Raw genomic sequence first — 20,293 nt, 5'->3', positions numbered from 1 at the left:
CATAAAAGGAACGTGAAAAACCCTTAAGAAAACAATTAGACTTTCATTAGAAGTTTTTAATGTTTTATTTGCAAAAGAGTCCCACCTATATACGAACAAGTGTTCTTAACCCCGTTTTTTCGCACTAAAAAAACCCGTTCGCATTAAAACGGGTTTGAGCTGAATTTTATGATCGATCTAAAAACATATCCGAACTATGTGGTACGTGTTTACTAGTTGTCGGGTCAATAAAATGTTTTGCAGCATTAATGGCAATGGTTGCTTCTCCAAATCCAGTGGCGATTAGCTTCACTTTGCCGTCATACGAACATACGTCCCCTACGGCATAAATCCCTGGAATAGACGTTTCCATCTTCGTATTGACTTTAATTGAAAACTTATCCATTTCTAGCCCCCATTGACCTAATGGGCCGAGGGAAGAAAGAAATCCATAATTCACTATGATATGGTCAACTGTTAATACTTCAATTTCATTCGTTGAACTATTTTTAAGATGTAGTTCGGAAAGTTTACCGCTTTCACCTTTAATCGCAACGGGCACAAAAGGCGTACGAACATCAATAGATGAAGATTGTACTTGGTTCACTGTATGTTCATGCGCGGTAAATTGATCTCGGCGATGGACTAACGTTACGTTCGAAGCAATTCCCTCAAGCATCAATGCCCAATCTAGGGCTGAATCCCCACCACCTAATACCACAACATTTTGATTACGAAATAACTCTAAATCGTTCACAAAATAATGAACGCTTTGCCCTTCATATGTTTCTATATGTTCCAGAGTTAATTTACGAGGGGTAAAAGCTCCTAGACCTGCCGTAATTAGTACTGTTTTCGAATAATGAAGGCCTTTGTCAGTCTTTATTTCAAAGACCTCATCCTCAACTTTATTAAACGATTCTACAGTTTGCTCCAACACAATTGTTTGGGTAAACCTGGACATTTGGGAAACTAAATTTTCAATTAAATCTTTTGAACGAATTTTTGGTAAACCTGCGATATCATAAATAAATTTTTCTGGATAAATAACTGATGGTCGACCACCTAATTGAGGTAAACTATCAATGATTTTGACCGATAAATCACGCATTCCTGCATAGAATGCTGTAAATAACCCCACAGGACCTCCACCAATAATGGTTACATCAAAAATCTCCTCACGCCCCACCATTTGATCACTCCTATAAATTATGGTTTTCAAATTCTTCAGCCTTTAACCTTTCTTCATTATGGGTACGATTCCCTCTTTTAGTACCACCTATTCTATAATTAATGTAGAAACGAACATTTGTTCTTGAAACGATAAAAAGAGAAGGAATCTAAAAAAAGATTCCTTCTCATCATGCGATTCTATTATATTTTTAACCTTTTACCCTCTAACAAGAGACTTTCCTCCAGCAATACCTGGACGTGTCATTTCATAAGGATTAAGGATTTGGTCTAATTGTTCTTCTGTTAGTGCGCCAGATTTAATTGTAAGCTCACGTACAGAGGCACCTGTTGCAATTGCTTCTTTTGCGATTTGTGCAGCTAATTCATAGCCAATATGAGGATTTACGGCTGTAATAATCCCTACACTATTCTCTACATATTGTTTTAAGCCTTTTTCGTTTGCTTTAATGCCGGCTACGCATTTTTCTGTAAATGTGTTAAATACATTACTCATAATCGAAATCGATTGAATTAAGTTATAGAATAATACAGGTTCCATTACATTTAATTCGAATTGACCTGCTTCAGACGCTTGTGAGATTGTGACATCATTCCCCATTACTTGGAATGCCACTTGGTTCACAACTTCTGCCATAACAGGATTTACCTTACCAGGCATAATAGATGAACCTGGTTGACGAGCTGGTAGTTCAATTTCATATAAACCAGCGCGTGGTCCGGAAGCCATTAAACGGAAGTCATTTGCGATCTTAGACATATTAATCATACAAACTTTTAAATTTGCAGATACTTCTGTGTAACAATCTGTATTTTGAGTAGCATCAACTAAATGCTTAGCACTTGTTAATGGGAATTTACTTAATTCCTTAAGATGTTGAACAACAGATGTAATATACTTTGGATCTGCGTTTAACCCTGTTCCAACTGCCGTTGCTCCCATATTCACTTCAAATAAATGATGTCTTGAAAGTGACATACGATCAATATCACGTGAAATGACACGACTATATGCCTCGAATTCTTGACCAAGTAAAACTGGTACAGCGTCTTGAAGATGAGTACGACCCATTTTAATAACGCCAGCAAATTCCTTCGATTTTTCTACGAAAGCATGTTGCATCGTTTTTGTTGATTCAAGTAATTGATCCATTAAGCTTAAAATTGCAATATGTGCTGCTGTTGGGAATGCATCGTTTGTTGATTGGGACATATTTATATGAGTATTAGGGCTTACTTTTTTATAGTTCCCTTTCTCTTCTCCCATTAACTCAAGTGTACGATTTGCAATCACTTCGTTAGCATTCATATTGATGGATGTGCCTGCACCACCTTGAATTGGATCGACGATAAATTGATCATTCCATTTTCCAGCAATGACTTCATCACATGCTTTAACAATATATTGACCGATTTCTTTTTCCAACATTCCAACTTCCATATTGGCAAGTGCTGCTGCTTTTTTCACAATCCCTAAAGATTTAATTAGTTCTGGATGAATTCTATACCCCGTAATTGGGAAATTTTCAACGGCTCTCATTGTTTGAACACCGTAATAAGCGTCTTTTGGTATTTCTTTTTCTCCTAAAAAATCTTTTTCAATACGAAATTCTGAAGTAATCATTATACTTCTCCCCATTCTTAGATAATAGATACTGACTAGTAGCTAGTTAGCGATAAAGTTTGAAACTTTGTCACAAATATATCTATACCGATATTAGCACAATTTCATCTCATTTTGATATATAAATTTAAATTAACAATTTTTTTATAGTATTTCTATATTTTTCATTACTAGATAACAAGAATTCCGCAAGTTTTATAGAGTATATAGCATTATTAACGAAAAAATCAAAAAAAGAAAGAGCCTCTAATAGCTCTTTCTCCATTTCAATTTATACTGTTGCTTTTTCTTCTAACCATTTCAATTGCTGTTGAACGAATTCCTCAGACAAATTATGTTTTTCAATGAAACGATTGCGTTCGTGTTTTGAGCACTCAATCGTACAGCCACCTAAATGTTTTAATTCATTTTCTTCTGAAGCTAAAATTTGTTTATTACAATCTGGATTTGCACAATTAATGTAACGTTCACATGGTTCTCCATCAAAATGATCTTTTCCGACAACAACATGTTCAACCTGATTAATTGGAACTGTTAAACGTTCGTCAAATACATACATTTGTCCGTCCCAAAGTTGACCTTTAACCACTGGGTCCTTCCCATAGGTAGCAATCCCACCGTGCAATTGACCAACTTCTTCTCCGATCCCTTCGCGCATTAACCAGCCAGAGAATTTTTCACAACGGATTCCACCAGTACAATAAGTTAAAACACGTTTACCTTCAAATAATTCTTTGTTATCACGTACCCATTGAGGTGTGTCGCGGAATGTTTCTACCTCTGGACGAATTGCTCCACGGAAGTGACCGACATCATATTCATATGTGTTACGTACATCTAATACAACTGTATCTTCTTTCTGCATTTCCTCAAAAAATTGTTCAGGTGAAAGGTATTGACCTGTGATTTCATGTGGATTGATATCTTCTGGTAAGCTTAAGTTAACAAGCTCTGGGCGAGGACGTACGTGCATTTTTTTGAATGCATGACCTTCTGCCTCATCAATTTTAAACACGATTCCTTCAAATAGAGGATGGTTTCTCATCATTTCCATATAAGCGTTTGTATCTTCAATCACGCCTGAAACAGTACCATTAATTCCTTCTGTTGCAACTAAAATTCGCCCTTTTAAGTTAAGCTCTTTACAAGCTTTCAAATGTTCAGCTGCGAAAGTTTCTGGATCTTCAATTGTCGTATAATGATAATAAAGTAATACTTGATAATTCATTTTTATTCCACCTATCATGTATATTTGCAAGATATAATTGATAGTGCTTAAATTTCCGTAAGCTCTATAACTTTCTTGTTTTCCAAAAAATAAAAATTCCAATATAAATAGCGGTTTTGAAATGCATTGACCGCTGTGAAAATAACTATCGGAAAAATAAATTGGCAATATCGGACTAAACCTGTACTTTTCTTCACAAAAAAGTATCATTATTTTATCATATTTTCATCTCATCTGCCTACGACTTTTGATTGAATAATTATTTACCTATGTAATAAAGAACTATTTTATGAACAAACAATGAACTTAATTCCCCAACCTTCTCTATGATTACTATTAATAAAAATATATTGTAATAATTTTGTAATAATAAAATTCCTCGTAGGACCCCCACAAACACCCTATCAATCTACGAATAATAGAGTGTCCATACAAATAGCGGACAAAATACTATTCTGAGGTGACTAGAAATGAAATTCAAAAAAACAAGTGCAGCACTATTAGTAGCAACAATGGCAGTAGCAGGATCAGGTTATGCATGGGCGGACGAAACTTTACTTAACCCTAATAACGAATCAGCTGAAGAACAAGTTGATAAAACTACTGACGTATCAACACCTGAAGAAGGTACAACAAAAGTTAATTTAAATGAAGATGGTTCAATTACAACAGTTTATGAAGATGGTACAGTAGAGGAAAAAACAACTGATCCAACTGAAGAAGCAGATTCTACAAAAGAAACTACTACACAATCAAAAGATAAAGTAGAAAAATCTACAGATGAAGATTCAAAATCAACTACAGAAGTAAAAGATAGTAAATTTCCAGAGATCCCAGAAGGTTATACTGCTGGAAATCTAGTAGCTCTTAAAAAAGCATATGAAAATGCAGGAAATGAAACAGCAAAAGCTGCAATTTTACGTAATGCTGAAAGAGCGATTGCAAAATTTGAAGCAAAACAAGAAGCAAATAAAGAAGTAACAACTACTGAAGAAACGACACAAGTTGAAACAACTACTAAAACGGAAGTGAAAGCTGAAACTGCAGCACCAACTCCAACTGTTAAAGAGCAACGTAAAGCACAACAACAAGAACACAAAGCAGAGCGTAAAGCCCTTCAACAGGAACATAAAGCAGAGCGTAAAGCCCTTCAACAGGAACATAAAGCGGAAAAACAAGCTCTAAAACAAGCGCAAAAAGCGGAAAAACAAACTGGTAAAGGTAACGAAAAATAATACTAATATTAAATTAACATTTCAATATACAAAAACCGCTTTTCAATTTTCATTAAGCCCTATAAAATCAAAGGCATTCAGAAATTTGAGAACGGAGGTTCAAAATGCTTTTGTCCATTATTCAAGGGATTTTTAAATCAAAACCGAATATCAATGACCTTCTACAAAAGGCAAAAGCAGGCAATCAGGAGGTTCTTCATGACCTCCTTTTTGCTAATTGGCCATTTATGAAAAAAACGGCCACCTTTGTATGTAAAAGACCTATTGATGAACATGATGAAGAATTTAGTATTGCAATGAATGGATTTCACGAAGCAATCAGAACTTTTGATTCAAAGGAAAATGCATCATTCCAAACATTTGCTCACTTAATAATAAGAAGAAGACTTGTGGATTTTATTCGAAAAGAATCGGCAAGAAAAGAAAGATATCTATTATTGGAGCCTGTTCAAGAAGAATCATCTAGTCAACATTTTATTTTTGATGAGAAATCAATACATACATATTCTGAAAATGAAAAATCAGCATCTAGAAGAGAGGAACTTCTTCAATATCAGCAATTGCTTGCAGAATTTAATTTATCATTTGAAGAACTGACAAAATGCTCCCCGAAACATTCGGATGCGAGGAAGACAGCATTTCACATAGCACAAATGATTGCGGAATCGGATGAACTCTATGAATCTTTACTCAAGAATAAAAGGCTTCCATTGAAAGAAATTGAACATTTAGTTGAAGTATCTCGAAAAACATTAGAACGACATAGGAAATACATAATCGCCGTCGTCTTACTTTTAAACAGCGATTTCATTTATATTAAAGACTATGTAAAAGGAGAAATCATATAATGCGCACTTATAGAGGGATTGTGTGTACAAAAAATAGTAATGATATGATTTTTATGACGGCGGGTGGTGCGTTTTTACGCGGAATCCCTCTAAAAACAGATCCTGAAATTGGGGATGAAGTAGAATTCCGTTTAGTCGATACTCCCCCACTTCTTAAAAATCGAAAGAAAAAACTTTTGTTGGGACCAGCTTTAGTAGCAGCAATAATAGCAATCTTTCTGGTAGCGACACTAATTCCTAAGTCAAATAGTGTATATGCCTATATCCAAATCAACGGTGAAGTCCCCATTGAATTAGGTGTCGACGAAGATGGAAAAGTCATATCCGTTCATTCGCAACAAAAGCTTGAAACAGATCAATGGACAGGTCGACCATTAGATACGGTTTTACCAGAAGTTGTAGAGAAGGTTGCAGCCACAAACAAAGACATTACAATCACAACCCAATACGAAAAACAAGATAATAAACAGTTAAATAAACAAATAAATCAAGCTGTTATGGACGCTAAAATTGAAAAGTCACCGAAATCAACGGATGAGAATTCTACCTCAAGTGAAAAAAAAGATGAAGTTGAAACCAAAAAGTCATTCGAGAAGGATAAAGAAAGACCGCAACCTTCAGTAGAACAAAATGATACTGAAAATAAACCCGAGAAGCCTATAACAAACCAAAATACAAATACAAACCAAAATCCATCAAACGAAAAGACAAATACTCATTCATCACAACAAAATAAGCATCAAAATAATCCGAAAGTAGAACATCCAGGTCAATCACCTACTGGACGCGAACAATCTGCCCAAAATAATGCAAATAACGCTGGCAAATCAGTTGTCAAACCAAATGAACAGTCAAACTCTCCTCAAAAACAAAATAACCAAAATAACAACAACAACCAATCCAATGAAAATTGATTCTAAAGAGGGAATGTTCTCATAAAGTGAGGACACCCGTTTTCTATTTTTAAATTTTGGTTTTCATAATTTCAATTAACGCTTACACTTTTTTAATAAATTTAACACTAAATTTAGTTCTAATGGTCATTTTTAAAAAATATGATATTATAGTGGCCCAATTTGACTTCAGTTAACAAATGAAGAAAAAGTCCATATTTACATTTTTTTTACTTAATGTTTCCCATAAATAGTATATAATAGAGGTATTGGAGGTTTAAAATGCTGAAAATAAAAAAAATTGAATTTATCAAAACTGTATACGATGAATCACTTTCACATAATATCTTTTCGATTGCTAATATAGAATTTTCAAACTATCCCCCTATTAATGGTGCACTATTATATTGGAGAAAAAATAATTCTCGTTCAGATTTTACTCCTGAGGGAGACTATAAATTTTTCTATGACATGTCAAATTTACGATACTACGCCTCAGTAAAATTCCCTAAAAATACGAAGCTTTCAAGAGACCAAAAACAAGAACTAGCCTATATATTACTCGATGAGCGCGGTGCAATTGGATCGTATAGCTTTAAAACGCATCCAAACCGCAAAAAGAAATTTAAACCTGAAAAAGCCTTAGCTAAATTAAATTTCCCTGAGGATTTCAATGTCAAATCTATTCCATCCTATGTAGGACCAATTATAGATGAATTAGATTTAAATGAATTAGTGAAGTTAAATCCAAATTTATCAAAAAAGTTTATTTTAGATTACTGTTTCTGGCGATATAGTTTAACAAAACTTCATCCAACAGAGTTTGAAAAGTATTTACCATATGTAGACTTTTCATATATTTGTTATGCATGTGATTTACTAACAGAAAACTATTTAATCGATCATCTTGATCAGGTTGATGTGGCAACATTGCAATATAATTATCCGGTGCTATCTCAACTATCTGCTTCATTCAAAAAATTTATTGTCGATGAACTTCGTCGATTAAATAAAGAAATTAATCCACATTTTAGTGATGAAATCGATTTATTTATTGAAGATGAAACCTATTTCAGTGAATATAGTACAATTAACTTACTTGAAGACTTCATTGAAGAGGAAGAAGAAATAGTAGATTTTCTGTTCTTCGAATTCGATCGTGGTCAATATAAATGGCTTGGTAGCGAACATTTAGTAAAAGGAATTCCTTCATTAGCTTGTCAATTATATGATGATATGGGATTCAAAAGACGCACAAACAAAGAGATGGACGAAATTATCGATGCTTATTCACCAATGCAAATAATGTTAGTTAGTGCAATTTTAGAACCGCATTGGTTACATCGTTATCGTGAAAAGTTAGATTGGCATGCGATTTGTTCATATAACCAATATTTAGATGATGAATTTTTAAATGCTCACGTAAAATATGTTGAATTCGAATCACTTGGCCATAATTTATGGTGTTCTGTTACGGAGTCCTTTATTGAAAAATATATAAATCAATTCAATCACAGCCATCCGGTTCCAATTATTATTCGTCATTTAACGGAGCAGTTATATTTAAATTATAAAGATACGATAAAGATAGATTCAGATCTACTATTCCAATACTATGATTCAGTTGGTGATGAAGAATATCATCGACTTCAAAACCGATTAGAAGAAAGTAGTTAACAGGATCTCATCATATAAAGAGACGCACAGATTATACAACCTGTGCGTTTTTTTGTATTTATATTTATTTCTTCCACTTCTAGCTCATAAGTGATTGCACTTTTAAAACCCGGGAATTTTAACGATTATCCTCTAAAAATCGATTGAAATCCGATACACATAAAGGTTTGCTGAAGTAATAGCCCTGTACAAACTCACAATGATGTTTCTTTAAAATCTCTAGTTCGTATTCAGTTTCAACCCCTTCAGCTACAACATTCATTTTCAACGCATGTGCTAAAGAAATGATGGCTGAAACCATGGCAATATTTGAATCCCCGTCAATCATGCTAACAATAAATGAACGGTCAATTTTCAATGTGTCTACAGGGAAGTTTTTCAGATAACTTAATGAACTATAGCCTGTTCCAAAATCATCAATAGAAATCGTTAAACCTAAATCTTTTAACTTTTTGATTTTATTTATTAACTCATTATTATAATGCATCATACTTAATTCAGTAATTTCAATTTCTAAGTTTTTAGGCTCTACGTTCGTTTCTTCAATAATGCTCTTTAATCGATCAATAAAACAGGGCTCTTCAAAATGTGTTGGTGAGATATTAACGGCAACACGTAAATTTAATCCGTATTGCTCTTTCCACTGTTTAATTTGTAAAGAAGCCTTTCTTAAGACCCATTCCCCGATATCACAAATCAAACCACTTTCCTCTGCAATTGGTATAAATTTGTTAGGTGGAATCTGTCCCAATTCTGAATCATGCCATCGAAGCAATGCCTCCATACCAATCATTTTATTAGATTTAATATCAATCTTCGGCTGATAATGGAGCTCTAGAAGATCCTGATGTATTGCTTTATACAACTTGGTCTCCATTTCTAAGGCACGATTATCCATTCTTTGTATATTTTCTTTGTATAATTGATAATAGTTCCCTCTTTTATTCTTTGCTACATGCAACGCCATATCTGCGCTAACAAGTAAATTTTCTATATCTTCACCATGTTCAGGGAAAATACTTATACCAATACAAATACTCGATAAAAATTCTTTTCCTTCAAATAGGAAAGGCTTTTTAAAGAGACTAATAATTCTCTGTGCCATTATATGGAGATCCTCTACATTATCTAAAAAGTAAACAAATTCATCTCCACTTATTCGATAAAAAGAATCACCCTTTGAATCTATCTCTTTAAATCTATTAGCAACTTCTACTAAAAATAAATCTCCTACATGATGACCTAATGAATCATTAATACGCCTGAAACGGTTAATATCAATAAAAAACAATGCAAATTTAGTATTGTTTTGCTTGTTGTCTTTAATTTCCTTATTCAAACGAATGGACAGGCTTCTACGATTTGGCAAACTAGTTAAATCATCATGATTTGCTATGTAAGTAATTAAATCAATATTCTTTTTAGCAGTCACATCAACTCGAATTGCAATGTATTGATAGGGTTTTCCTATTTCATTAAGAAAGGGAACGATTGTGGTCTGAACCCAATATAGTGTGCCATCCTTTGCTCTATTACAAATATCTCCATGCCAAGTTTCCCCGCTCCCTATTGTTTTCCACATTTCTTTAAAGAAAACTTTTGAGTGAAAACCAGAGTTTAAAACACGATGATTTTGTCCGATCAGTTCTTCTCTTGTATATTTTGAAATTTCACAGAAACGATTATTTACAAAAGTAATCATTCCAAGATGATCGGTAACAGCTAGAATGACTGATTCATCAAGTGCTGATTTAATATCATTTAGTTGCTCATAGGAAAATTCGATAGTTGGTGTCTCATTTTTTGATTGAACAATTTTGACCATATTAAAAGTTTCTCCCGTCATTAGATAAACAAAAAAACTAACCGACATTATTAAGATGTCGAAATTTAATGGTTTATAAGATAATTTGTCAGAGTTTTAAGTATAGTTATTTTATCACAGAATATTATCTAATTAAGTAAATTTTTTGTAAACACTTTCTGAACATCCAAAATTATCCATTAAATTGAAAACAACCCCTTTGTTTTAATTTACAAATGGGGTTGCTATCTGACATCCTGTATAATTTTCACTTTTTAATCCTCGATCTTATGAGTCACTCGGCTATACATATTTACAAATATTCTTAAATTAACCTAAAAAAATAATTAACTCGTTCAAATCCTGTTTGTTCACATGTGTCTCAATTAAAATAAGATCTTCAATGAGAATCTAACATTTTATAAACTAATTTTTACTTCCTGTGCTTGCTCATTAAATGCATTTAATTGTTCTTGTGTTAATTGTTGTACAAAGTAATAAAAATTAATAGGTTCTAGCCCAAACTGTTTACATTTAGCAATATAATATTGATACCCTTCTTGATACATACTCATCATTTCCTCATCCCTTCATCTTTTGTACTATAACAGTTATATTTTTATGAATTTATTGTAGTACAGACGGTTTTTCATGTCAATAATTTTCTGAAAATATTTGAAATATTATAGAGACGTAAAACAAATTATTGGATTTAAAAAAATTATAAAAAAGAAAAAACCCACAATGATTGTGAGTTTCTTTTTAATAAGTGTAGTCAGCTAAATTAAGCTTTTAACTATTTTCGAAATAGTTGCGCCATCTGCTTTACCTGTAAGTAATGGTTTAGCGATTTTCATTGCCTCGCCCATATTCATGCCTTTAACGATACCTGCTTCAGTCAAGATTGGAATGATTTCTTCTTCCGATAGTTGCTTCGGCAAGAATTTCTTTAATAATAGAAGTTTTGCTTCTTCTTTTTCTATTAAATCATCTCTATTTGCTTGTTGCGCACCTTCTAACGCTTGGTTTGTTTGTTTAATTTCACGATTGACAATAGCAATTTCTTCTTCTTGAGTTAGCTCTGACCCTTTTTCTTTTTCAGATTGATCAAGAGCAGATTTTAAAAGTGTTAAAACACCTTTAGCTACTACGTCTTTTTCTTTCATCGCTATTTTTAATTCATCGAACACTTTTGTTTTTAACATATAATAATCTCCTTTAAATTACTGAAAGATTTAGAAGTAAATCCAAGTTAATTTTATTACCGTTATGGCATAAAGTAAACAATTGGCTATTCAGATTGGCAAAAATTCACTATTCCAGAATTACTTATAGCAAATAAAAGACTCTCTACATTATCTTTTATTAAATAAAAAAGCGTTTTCAGTATAATTTTTTCTCTCTTAGTCATAAATTATAAAACTATATTAAATTATCAGAATTTTTTCAGTTGAATAAATCTTCAAAACTTATATAATGATAATACTCACATAACAATAAACAACATCTTAGAGAGGATATGAAAATATGAAAGACTTTTTTAGTAAATTATTAACCGGAATGAGTTTAGGAATCGTTGTATGTTTAATACCCAATGCTCTAGTTGGTGAAATATTAAAATTAATTATTCCTTATGCTCCATGGCTACAGCCGGTTTTAACTGCTTCAATTATTGTAATGAGTTTATTACCCGTTATTATGGGGGTTTTAATTGGAGTTCAATTTAAATTATCACCTATCCAAATGTCTTCGATTGGTTTGGCTGCATTTATTGGTAGTGGTGTCACAACAGTCATGGAAGATGGCACAATGACTATCGCAGGAATCGGAACTGTCATAAATATCGGTCTTACGTCAGCACTGGCTGTATTATTCGTTCAATTTTTAGGTTCTAAATTAAAAGACTGGACATTACTAGCAATGCCAGCATTAACAATTTTTATTCCTGGTTTAATCGGATTATCAGTATTACCATATATTAAAGATGGTTCATTATTAATTGGTGACGGAATCATGTACTTGACAAGTTTACAACCTATCATCATGGGTGCGTTAATTGCAATGGTCTTTTCAGTTTTAATTATCTCTCCTATTTCAACAATCGGTGTGGCAACAGTAATTATGCTTTCTGGTATTGGTGCTGGGGCTGCAAATCTTGGGGTTTGTGCTTCTGGTGTCGGTATGTGTATCGCAAGTTATCGTGCAAATAATTTTGGGACAGCTATTGCCCACGTTGCATCTGCGAAAATTCAAATGCGTAACTTCTTTATGAAGCCTAAAATTGCATTACCTATGATTATTACTGCTGGTATTTTAGGAGCATTAGGTGGTCTATTCCAAATTGAAGGAACACCTTATAGTGCAGGTTTTGGACTAGCAGGATTCGTTGGACCATTAAAATATTTAGATATTACAGGTTGGAGCACAGAAAGCTTGATCATTTCTGTATCTCTATTTATCGCCCTTCCTATTATCTTAAACGTTGTTTTATTAAAACTATTTGAAACTAAATTACGTTGGTTTAGTCACGAAGATTATAAAGTTAATTACGAATAAAAATGAGGGTCGTCTAAATAGACGGCCCTTTTACTTATATTTGAAGGAATTCTTTCATATTGACCATTCTTTCAGTTCCCTGTTTAAACCCCATTTCATATCCTTTGCGCATGAGGGTTACATCCTTTTCCATACTATTTAATGGGCTTTCAGGTCGGAAAATAACAGCCTTCCCCTCTGATTCTAACTTTTCACAAAAATCAATTGTGTGATTATATTGATCGACTCGTACCTGTAAACGTTCGGCGATTTGCGGATAGCGTTTTTTTAATAGTTTCATCGCCCATTTACTTTGTCGATCCATCACTTTCCGATAGCCTTTTGGTCTTGTCAATATGATTACATGCTTATTATACCCATCCTCGATTGCCTTCTGAATTGGAATGGGGTCGGCTAATCCTCCATCATAGTATGGGGTATCATTTAGTTTAATTTCCGGAAACAACACAGGAATTGCACATGTTGCGCGTAGCAGTGAACAACGACGGTCCATATCTAATGCATTCTTATATTCCACTTCACCAGTTAATGCATTGGTAACACCAAATAACAAAGTACCATTATATTGTTGATATGTATCCCAATCAAATTTATCTAACTGGTTAGGAATAACATCATATGCGAACTCTAATCCAAACAAACTTCTCTCTTTTAAAAAATTTCGGAAGCCCATATAGCGTTTGTCATTTCTGTAATCTGCGTATACTCGATAAGTTCTTTCCTTTTGTTTAGAGACATACGAACAGGCATTTATAGCTCCAGCTGAAATACCTAGGATGTATGGCATTATCAAATCATGATCCAAAAATGCATCTAATACCCCTGCCGTAAATACGGTACGAAAGGTGCCACCTTCTAATATTAAGCTACTCTCAATGATGTTTTTACTCATTATATTCCTCTTTTTCCCCAATTTTTTCCATACAAAATCAATAAAATACTAAATTTCCATTAGGATATTAGGATTCATGTGTAAAACGATCGACACGCTCTACAAGGACACCTTTCCTGGCATAACCAAGCTGGATGTATAATAGATTTAGTTGTTCATCAACTTTTTCATCAAGTTCATTTTGGATCTTCGAATATCTAAGAGCTGTTGCTGTCACTTTAAATCCAACCTCTTTTGAAATTGTCTGAAATATTCGTTCAATCGTTTTTTCAGTAATTGGTTGATATTTTTTATTACCGATCCCTAACCACATATAATCCACTTGGTCACATAATGGAAAAATCATTTTTGTTTCATTTTTATATAACTCTAGCCAATCTATAAGGCTTTTAGATAAAGATAACGTACGTACTGATTTCGTGCGAATAACTTTTATTTCATTATTATGGATGTGAGTCCACTTCATTTCAACCACTTCTATCGGTTTTAAACCCAATTCTGCTATTACACGAGTAACACAAAAATTTCGTAATGCAATCCATCCAAATTCCCGATCACTGATTCTTCTATATTTATTTAAATAAACTGATAAAACCTGATCTAACCGGGTTTGACTCAATGGGTGAATATTCCTTTTCTCTAATTTATTTTGCTTTAAAGCATCATCCGGCACTGTATTAATAATACTTCGGTCTTGTAAAAAGGATAAAAAATTTTTCAACGAAGATACTTTACGATTAAAACTAGATATTTGTGTATATTCGGTTTCTAAAAACTGTTTGTATCCAATTAATACACTGTCTAATTCTTCTTTTAGCTTTAAATTATTTTTCTGAATATAGTTCAGAAATTGTTCAGTATCTATGCAATATTGTTTAATCGTATGTGGCGATTTCTTCAAAGATTCAAGATGAGCACGGTAGTAATCTAAATATTTCAGCATATTTGTCCACTTCCTTATTAGATAATGGCGTCATGGAATTTTGATATTGTATTTTTTTGGGGCGGGAACCCTTATTTTCCATTATATATAAGAGTCGGATAATATGCAATATTCTAACTTATCAAATAAAGGATATTGGAAACTCCTACTTTCGGTAAATTAACAATAGTAAATGGTGGATTCTGTAGAATTAGTAGAAAGAATGAGTAAATGAGGATCTTACGACTTTTTTAGCCGCGCTACTGTTAAAAAAATTCAGGAAATTATTCTTGATTATTGAAAAGGAAGCAGTGTTGAAAAAGAAGTACTTAAAGAAGTAAATATGTTTCGGAGAGTTGAACGGGTTACACACAGCTAAAATTTGATAATTAAAATCCATTTTCGTTAAGTTAAAAATGGACAGTTTAAAATGAATTTATTTGCTTTTTTCATCCATACTATCCTTGCAAGAAAAATGCGATTAACTTGAAAAGGAAGTGTAGTATGGGAATTTTAGGTGGAAATCCAAAAGATGAACCTTTACATTACGGTGAAGTATTTGGTATTTGGTCAAGTTTACTTGTGGACTACGGTATGATTGCAGGGTATCAAACTCTTTATAATCACACTGGAGATGAAGATCTAAAAAAACTTCTTGAAGAAGCTATCGATCTTTGTCGTGAAGAGGTAAAACAATTCGAGAAAATACTAAAAACTAATGGCGTTGGTTTACCACCAGCACCTCCAGAAAGACCTGTAGCTAGACTTGAAGATATCCCTCCAGGTGCAAAGTTTAATGACAATGAAATTAGTGCTATGCTTACAGGAGATACTGCTGCTGGATTAGTTGCATGTAGTACAGCAATGGGCTCTTCAACTCGAGAAGATATCGCAGCAATGTATGGTCAATTCCACATTGCGAAAGCTCAACTTGGTGCAAAACTTTTACGTTTAAATAAGGCTAAAGGATGGCTTGTGCCACCACCATTACATGTTGACTATCCGGAAAAAGATTAATTTTCCCCATATAACAAACCAATTAGATCATTTCCCCAGTATAAAGCTGGGGACATCTTACTTCTAACCGCGCATTACATTTATAATCCCTTAAGATAGTATTAACGATTTTCTACTTCTTTTGCGTCCAATTTCCCGATAAGCATACGCATTTTCCATTCCTCGACTCTTTTGTAAATGAACAAATCATAATTTAAAACCGAAAGTTCTCCATTTATATTCAGTTTTCCTTGAATATTCTAAAAATAGTTTCAGCTGTTACATCCATATACTATAATGTACTGTACTAAATAGTCCTAAAGGGGTTGTATGCATGCAAGTTCGTACGATGAGATTGGATGAAGAAGAGGCAAAGATTATTTATCAAGAAACGGCTGGCTTAGCGATTATTACGATTGATCGACCTCAAGCTAAAAATGCTTTAACAGCAAACATGTGGGATCAACTTGCAAAAATCGCATTAAAAACATTAGATAATCCAAAAAATAAAGTACTTCTACTTCGTGGATCAGGAGAAAATTTCACGGCAGGTTCAGACATTAAGGAGTTTAATTCTATTTCTTTAGAAAAAGCTGAAGAGGCTTTTGTACATATGGAAAGAACCATTTCTACTATTGAGAATTTACCTCTCCCAGTCATTGGCATTATTAATGGGCCAGCAATGGGAGCAGGTCTTGAACTAGCGATGGCATGTGATATTCGAATCGGTTCTGATAAAGCTAAAATGGGCATTCCTGTTGGTAAGTTAGGAATTACTATTAATAATAAGTTCGCAAAAAGACTAGTTGATTTAGTAGGTCCTTCAGCTACAAAAGACTTTGTGTTTACCGGTCGCATGTATAAAGCTGAAGAAGCATTTAAAGCTGGCATGTTGAACTATCTGGTTGCAGAGAAAGATTTAACTCGATTCTCAATACGCATGGGGAAATTAGTTGCAGGGATGTCACCTGCTTCACTTTTAGCTGTAAAGCGTTCAGTAAAAGAATGTGTGGACTCAACTCCTTCACTTTGGCAAGGTTCCACTCCATTTGTAGATCCACAAGACTTTCCAGAAGGTGTTCGAGCATTTGTTGAAAAAAGACCTCCACAATTTAATCGTCAAAAATAAGCTTATGATTTTATGGAGTTCGATTACTTGTTTGTGCCTTTATATTGTATTGCCATCCTTAAAAAACACAGAGGTTCTAACTTCCTCTGTGTTTTTATTATTTGATTGATTCATCAACGAACTCTTAAATTTTATTATTTGAAAATTTGTTTTTATAATCTAAATGGATCCATACAATTAATATAATTAAAAACAATGCCATCGTTAATGGTATGACCCATAAGTAATTTCCATTTAGAAATAGTGCCAAAAACATGATTACAACAGAGATCATTGGTGCCATTACATAATACGCTTTAACATTATAAAACCATCCATAAGGAAAAAAATGAGCTCCTGTTATAATGGAAAAAAACACGATGGCATCGTTAGGATGATTAATCATTCCCCAAAAAAGTATAGGAAAATAGATAATCTGAGCAAGATTTAAAAATAAACCAAGATTACCTAAAGGGTTATTTTTCAACTTCCAATCTGCCTTAACTAAATTTGAAATTCCAACAGACAACGGAAACATCAAGCCTGTTACATATAGCATATAAATGTTTTTATGAGATATTTCGATTCTTTGTAAAAAGATAATCGTAATGATTGACCAAATGACGAAGGCTGATAATAAAAAGCCTATTCCGTTCTTCCCTCTTTTTGAAAGTTCTTTTCTTGTCTCGTTTATTTCAATAATTTAATTCTACCTACTTTCATTTACAAATTCCTCTTCTCTAATGTACAAATCAAATTTGTTTTATATAACATAGAAAAGTATTTAGATCTTTGTTACCTCATACGTCCAATAGCTATAGTCTTATTAAAAAAATAACAAGCAAATTCATTTAATAATCTGCTTGTCTAATAAATGTTTTTTTATTAAAAAACCTCTATACTACACTTAAACTCGTAATGTGTTTTTATCAATTTTTCGATTCAAATAATGCCTTTAACCTCAATCTTCACTTCACCAGGTTCGAATCCGAAATGCGTTAAAAACTCATTTGTTATTTGTTGTTGCATCTCGCGCAATTCTTCTACAACTACATAAGTGACAGGCAGTTTTAAATAGATGCCTATTTGGACAATTGGAAAATTATTCTCCATCCCATAATGAATGCTATCTACCTTCCCCACACGTTGGTTCGTCTCCACAACATGCTTAATTAGATCCGAATAAACTCTTTTTGAAATCGTAAAGGTTTGATGATGGAAGTCGGGACGTACAAGTGTCGTCTCCCCTAGTTTCACTCTATTTTTAGAAAAGATTACAAATCCTCTTTGAATAAATCTTTTAAAGAAATTTTGTTCAACTTGCTTATACGGAATAGGCATAACATGTTTACCTTGTGTTCCGCGCACAAATTGAGCGATTAATATTTCCTTTCTAGACCGAATATCCTCTACATAATGGAAATGTGTAATAGGACCGATTTCGAGTCGATCTGCAATTTTTTTTGTCATTTTATCAGACGTTCCAATAATTAAGATAGAAGCTACATTAAAATTATTAAGAGCTTTTCTGACTTCCTCTTTATGAAGATCATCTTGAAAAATGGCTCGACGAACTGCCGTTATCGTATTTTTCTCAAACTTTGCAGAAACTCCTGCTTTCTTTTCCCCACCAATAATTAACAGTCCATCATCAATGATGGCCTCTATTTGGTGTTCAAATGCGAATTGTAAAGCACTCGTACTTTTGCCCGTTCCACTTGGACCACTTAAAGAATGTACAATCATTGCCTCAACCCCTAATTTATCTTTAAGTCTATTTTAATCGAAATCTATCTTTGACTCTACTATCTATCAAAATGCTCATTTATTATGTTTTAGTATTTGTATATCCCCTTTTTTCTCTTTTTTCTCCTACTTGCATTTAACTATGATAAAATGTGTCTTATATTTAATTCAGTATAAAACATGAACAGTTGATAGGAGTGTTCCCGTTGAAAATAGTACCTTCTGAGAAAATGTCATTATTTGAACCTTCCATATTTGGAGACTTAAAGGTCTTTGCAAAAGAACAGCAAGCAAAAGGCATGAAGTTAATCGACCTAAGCCTTGGAAGTCCAGATATTGCACCACACGAAATGTTACGCAATCATCTTTCCGAGTTAAGTAAAAAACCCTCATCATATGGTTACACACTTGCAGCCTCTAATGAATTTAAATCAGCGGTCGCTAGATACTACAAGCGGGTAAACCAAGTTGAAGTAGACCCTTCTACACAAGTAATCCAAACAATTGGCTCACAAGAAGGACTAGTTCACTTACCTATCGCTTTCTGTGATCCTGACGATTACGTGTTAACAACAAACCCAGGATATGTTGCCTATGCAGCAGGAATAAGTTTAGCTGGTGCAAAACCTTATTACATACCTCTTGATGAAAACAGAGGCTTCGTACCAAACTTACAAGCCATTCCTGAAGACATTGCACAAAAAGCAAAACTACTCATTTTAAATATGCCAGGGAATCCAGTACCTATGTCTCCTTCAATCGAATATTTTAAAGAAGTTGTGGAGTTTGCTAAAAAATATAACGTTCTCGTTTTACATGATGCAGCATATTCGGAATTTTATTTTACGGGGGATCGTCCTATTAGCTTCTTAGCTACCCCAGGTGCAATGGAAGTTGGAATCGAAATCAATTCCCTTTCAAAAAGCTTTAGCTTAGCAGGGGCTCGAGTTGCGTATATAATAGGGAATGCCGAAGCAATTAAAATCATGAGTCGACTAAAGTCTAACTTAGACTTCGGAATTTTTGATCCAATTCAATCGACTGCCGCTCTTGCTTTAGACCATGCAGAAGAGATTACGGCAAATTTACGATCTACATTCGCTGAAAGACATCACGTGTTAATGAACGGATTAAAAGACCTTGGATGGACTGTAGCACCTTCAAATGGTGGTATGTTTGTCTGGGCAAAATATCCATATGATATCAACAGTGTCTCATTTGCCTTTAAAGCAATTGAGCAAACTGGTGTTGTAATGGTGCCAGGGACAACATTCGGTTCTCAAGGTGAAGGTTTTATGCGATTAGCCTTAGTACAAGACGTTGAATTATTGAAAGAAGCAGTGGAACGTTTAAAAACATTATCTATTTAGAAAAGCGGAACGGGCTCGCCAAGCTGCGCGACTTCAAAAACGCGACGTCCTGTCGCATTGCAGCCATGACTCACTTCGTGTGAGCCCCAGGCACTGGAGACTCCGAGAAGAAGTCGCTTTTTGCCTTCGTAGGAGGAGGCGAACTGTCTCGAGCAGCTAGCCCGCGGAACTAGACACTATTCATACTTTCGAAAATTTTTATATTTTATTTATATATTTTTTCT

The 20,293-nt window shown here is 33.7% G+C and carries 18 protein-coding genes; 8 read left to right on the top strand and 10 right to left on the bottom strand.

The window, feature by feature from the left end; all coding sequences use genetic code 11:
- Positions 1–166: 166 nt before the first annotated feature.
- The 3 genes from JOD29_RS04825 to trhO all read right to left on the bottom strand — a co-directional run bounded on the left by JOD29_RS04825 (position 167) and on the right by trhO (position 4,022).
- A complete protein-coding gene (locus JOD29_RS04825) occupies positions 167–1,171 on the bottom strand; it encodes an NAD(P)/FAD-dependent oxidoreductase (RefSeq protein ID WP_124762854.1) in 1,005 nt (334 codons plus the stop codon).
- A gap of 198 nt (positions 1,172–1,369) precedes the next feature.
- A complete protein-coding gene (aspA, locus tag JOD29_RS04820; protein ID WP_124762856.1) occupies positions 1,370–2,794 on the bottom strand; it encodes an aspartate ammonia-lyase in 1,425 nt (474 codons plus the stop codon).
- Between the two features lie 271 nt (positions 2,795–3,065).
- Positions 3,066–4,022 (bottom strand): oxygen-dependent tRNA uridine(34) hydroxylase TrhO, encoded by a 957-nt coding sequence (gene trhO / locus JOD29_RS04815; protein WP_124762858.1) that lies wholly within the window; start codon positions 4,020–4,022, stop codon positions 3,066–3,068.
- 470 nt (positions 4,023–4,492) lie between these two features.
- Between trhO and JOD29_RS04810 the strand changes: the two genes are divergently transcribed.
- The 4 genes from JOD29_RS04810 (at position 4,493) to JOD29_RS04795 (ending at position 8,675) form a co-directional block, all read left to right on the top strand.
- On the top strand, positions 4,493–5,257 hold the full coding sequence (locus JOD29_RS04810) for a hypothetical protein (RefSeq protein ID WP_124762860.1): 765 nt from the start codon (positions 4,493–4,495) through the stop codon (positions 5,255–5,257).
- Between the two features lie 104 nt (positions 5,258–5,361).
- A complete protein-coding gene (gene sigI, locus JOD29_RS04805) occupies positions 5,362–6,105 on the top strand; it encodes an RNA polymerase sigma-I factor (RefSeq protein WP_124762862.1) in 744 nt (247 codons plus the stop codon).
- On the top strand, positions 6,105–7,019 hold the full coding sequence (locus JOD29_RS04800; protein ID WP_124762864.1) for an anti-sigma factor domain-containing protein: 915 nt from the start codon (positions 6,105–6,107) through the stop codon (positions 7,017–7,019). The genes sigI and JOD29_RS04800 overlap by 1 nt, the downstream gene beginning before the upstream one ends.
- 261 nt (positions 7,020–7,280) lie before the next feature.
- Entirely contained in the window at positions 7,281–8,675 is a 1,395-nt protein-coding gene (locus JOD29_RS04795) for a nucleoside-diphosphate sugar epimerase (protein ID WP_124762866.1), read from the top strand.
- Positions 8,676–8,793: 118 nt separating this feature from the next.
- On the opposite strand, the gene JOD29_RS04790 is transcribed toward JOD29_RS04795, so the two are convergent.
- The 3 genes from JOD29_RS04790 to JOD29_RS04780 all read right to left on the bottom strand — a co-directional run bounded on the left by JOD29_RS04790 (position 8,794) and on the right by JOD29_RS04780 (position 11,684).
- A complete protein-coding gene (locus tag JOD29_RS04790) occupies positions 8,794–10,500 on the bottom strand; it encodes a putative bifunctional diguanylate cyclase/phosphodiesterase (RefSeq protein WP_124762868.1) in 1,707 nt (568 codons plus the stop codon).
- 398 nt (positions 10,501–10,898) lie between these two features.
- Positions 10,899–11,054: a transcriptional regulator gene (locus JOD29_RS04785; protein WP_124762870.1), complete on the bottom strand. Its 156-nt coding sequence runs from the start codon at positions 11,052–11,054 to the stop codon at positions 10,899–10,901.
- A 204-nt stretch (positions 11,055–11,258) separates the two neighbouring features.
- A complete protein-coding gene (locus JOD29_RS04780) occupies positions 11,259–11,684 on the bottom strand; it encodes a GatB/YqeY domain-containing protein (RefSeq protein ID WP_124762872.1) in 426 nt (141 codons plus the stop codon).
- A gap of 322 nt (positions 11,685–12,006) precedes the next feature.
- Between JOD29_RS04780 and JOD29_RS04775 the strand changes: the two genes are divergently transcribed.
- On the top strand, positions 12,007–13,035 hold the full coding sequence (locus JOD29_RS04775; protein ID WP_124762874.1) for a PTS sugar transporter subunit IIC: 1,029 nt from the start codon (positions 12,007–12,009) through the stop codon (positions 13,033–13,035).
- A 34-nt stretch (positions 13,036–13,069) separates the two neighbouring features.
- On the opposite strand, the gene JOD29_RS04770 is transcribed toward JOD29_RS04775, so the two are convergent.
- Positions 13,070–13,927, bottom strand: a complete 858-nt coding sequence (locus JOD29_RS04770) for a patatin-like phospholipase family protein (RefSeq protein WP_124762876.1) — start codon at positions 13,925–13,927, stop codon at positions 13,070–13,072.
- Positions 13,928–13,994: 67 nt separating this feature from the next.
- The gene (locus JOD29_RS04765) at positions 13,995–14,870 is read right to left on the bottom strand and encodes a tyrosine-type recombinase/integrase (protein ID WP_124762878.1); all 876 of its coding nucleotides are present in this window, start codon (positions 14,868–14,870) and stop codon (positions 13,995–13,997) included.
- A gap of 483 nt (positions 14,871–15,353) precedes the next feature.
- On the opposite strand from JOD29_RS04765, the gene JOD29_RS04760 reads away from it, so the two are divergent.
- Both JOD29_RS04760 and JOD29_RS04755 read left to right on the top strand, forming a co-directional pair.
- Complete coding sequence (locus JOD29_RS04760; RefSeq protein WP_124762880.1) at positions 15,354–15,866, top strand: DUF3231 family protein; 513 nt, start codon at positions 15,354–15,356, stop codon at positions 15,864–15,866.
- Positions 15,867–16,179: 313 nt separating this feature from the next.
- Complete coding sequence (locus JOD29_RS04755; RefSeq protein WP_124762882.1) at positions 16,180–16,974, top strand: enoyl-CoA hydratase/isomerase family protein; 795 nt, start codon at positions 16,180–16,182, stop codon at positions 16,972–16,974.
- Positions 16,975–17,098: 124 nt separating this feature from the next.
- On the opposite strand, the gene JOD29_RS04750 is transcribed toward JOD29_RS04755, so the two are convergent.
- Both JOD29_RS04750 and JOD29_RS04745 read right to left on the bottom strand, forming a co-directional pair.
- Positions 17,099–17,647 carry a DUF7010 family protein gene (locus tag JOD29_RS04750; RefSeq protein WP_420844543.1) on the bottom strand — a complete coding sequence of 183 codons (549 nt, stop codon included), beginning with the start codon at positions 17,645–17,647 and terminating at the stop codon, positions 17,099–17,101.
- 248 nt (positions 17,648–17,895) lie between these two features.
- A complete protein-coding gene (locus JOD29_RS04745; protein ID WP_124762886.1) occupies positions 17,896–18,699 on the bottom strand; it encodes a hypothetical protein in 804 nt (267 codons plus the stop codon).
- 206 nt (positions 18,700–18,905) lie between these two features.
- On the opposite strand from JOD29_RS04745, the gene JOD29_RS04740 reads away from it, so the two are divergent.
- Positions 18,906–20,069 (top strand): aminotransferase class I/II-fold pyridoxal phosphate-dependent enzyme, encoded by a 1,164-nt coding sequence (locus JOD29_RS04740; protein ID WP_124762888.1) that lies wholly within the window; start codon positions 18,906–18,908, stop codon positions 20,067–20,069.
- Positions 20,070–20,293: the final 224 nt, after the last annotated feature.

Origin of the sequence: Lysinibacillus composti (genome assembly GCF_016908465.1) — a bacterium.
GTDB classification, from domain to species: Bacteria; Bacillota; Bacilli; order Bacillales_A; family Planococcaceae; genus Ureibacillus; species Ureibacillus composti_A.
The sequence above is the reverse complement of the archived record's forward strand: the minus strand, read 5'-3'. Positions and strand labels throughout refer to the sequence as shown.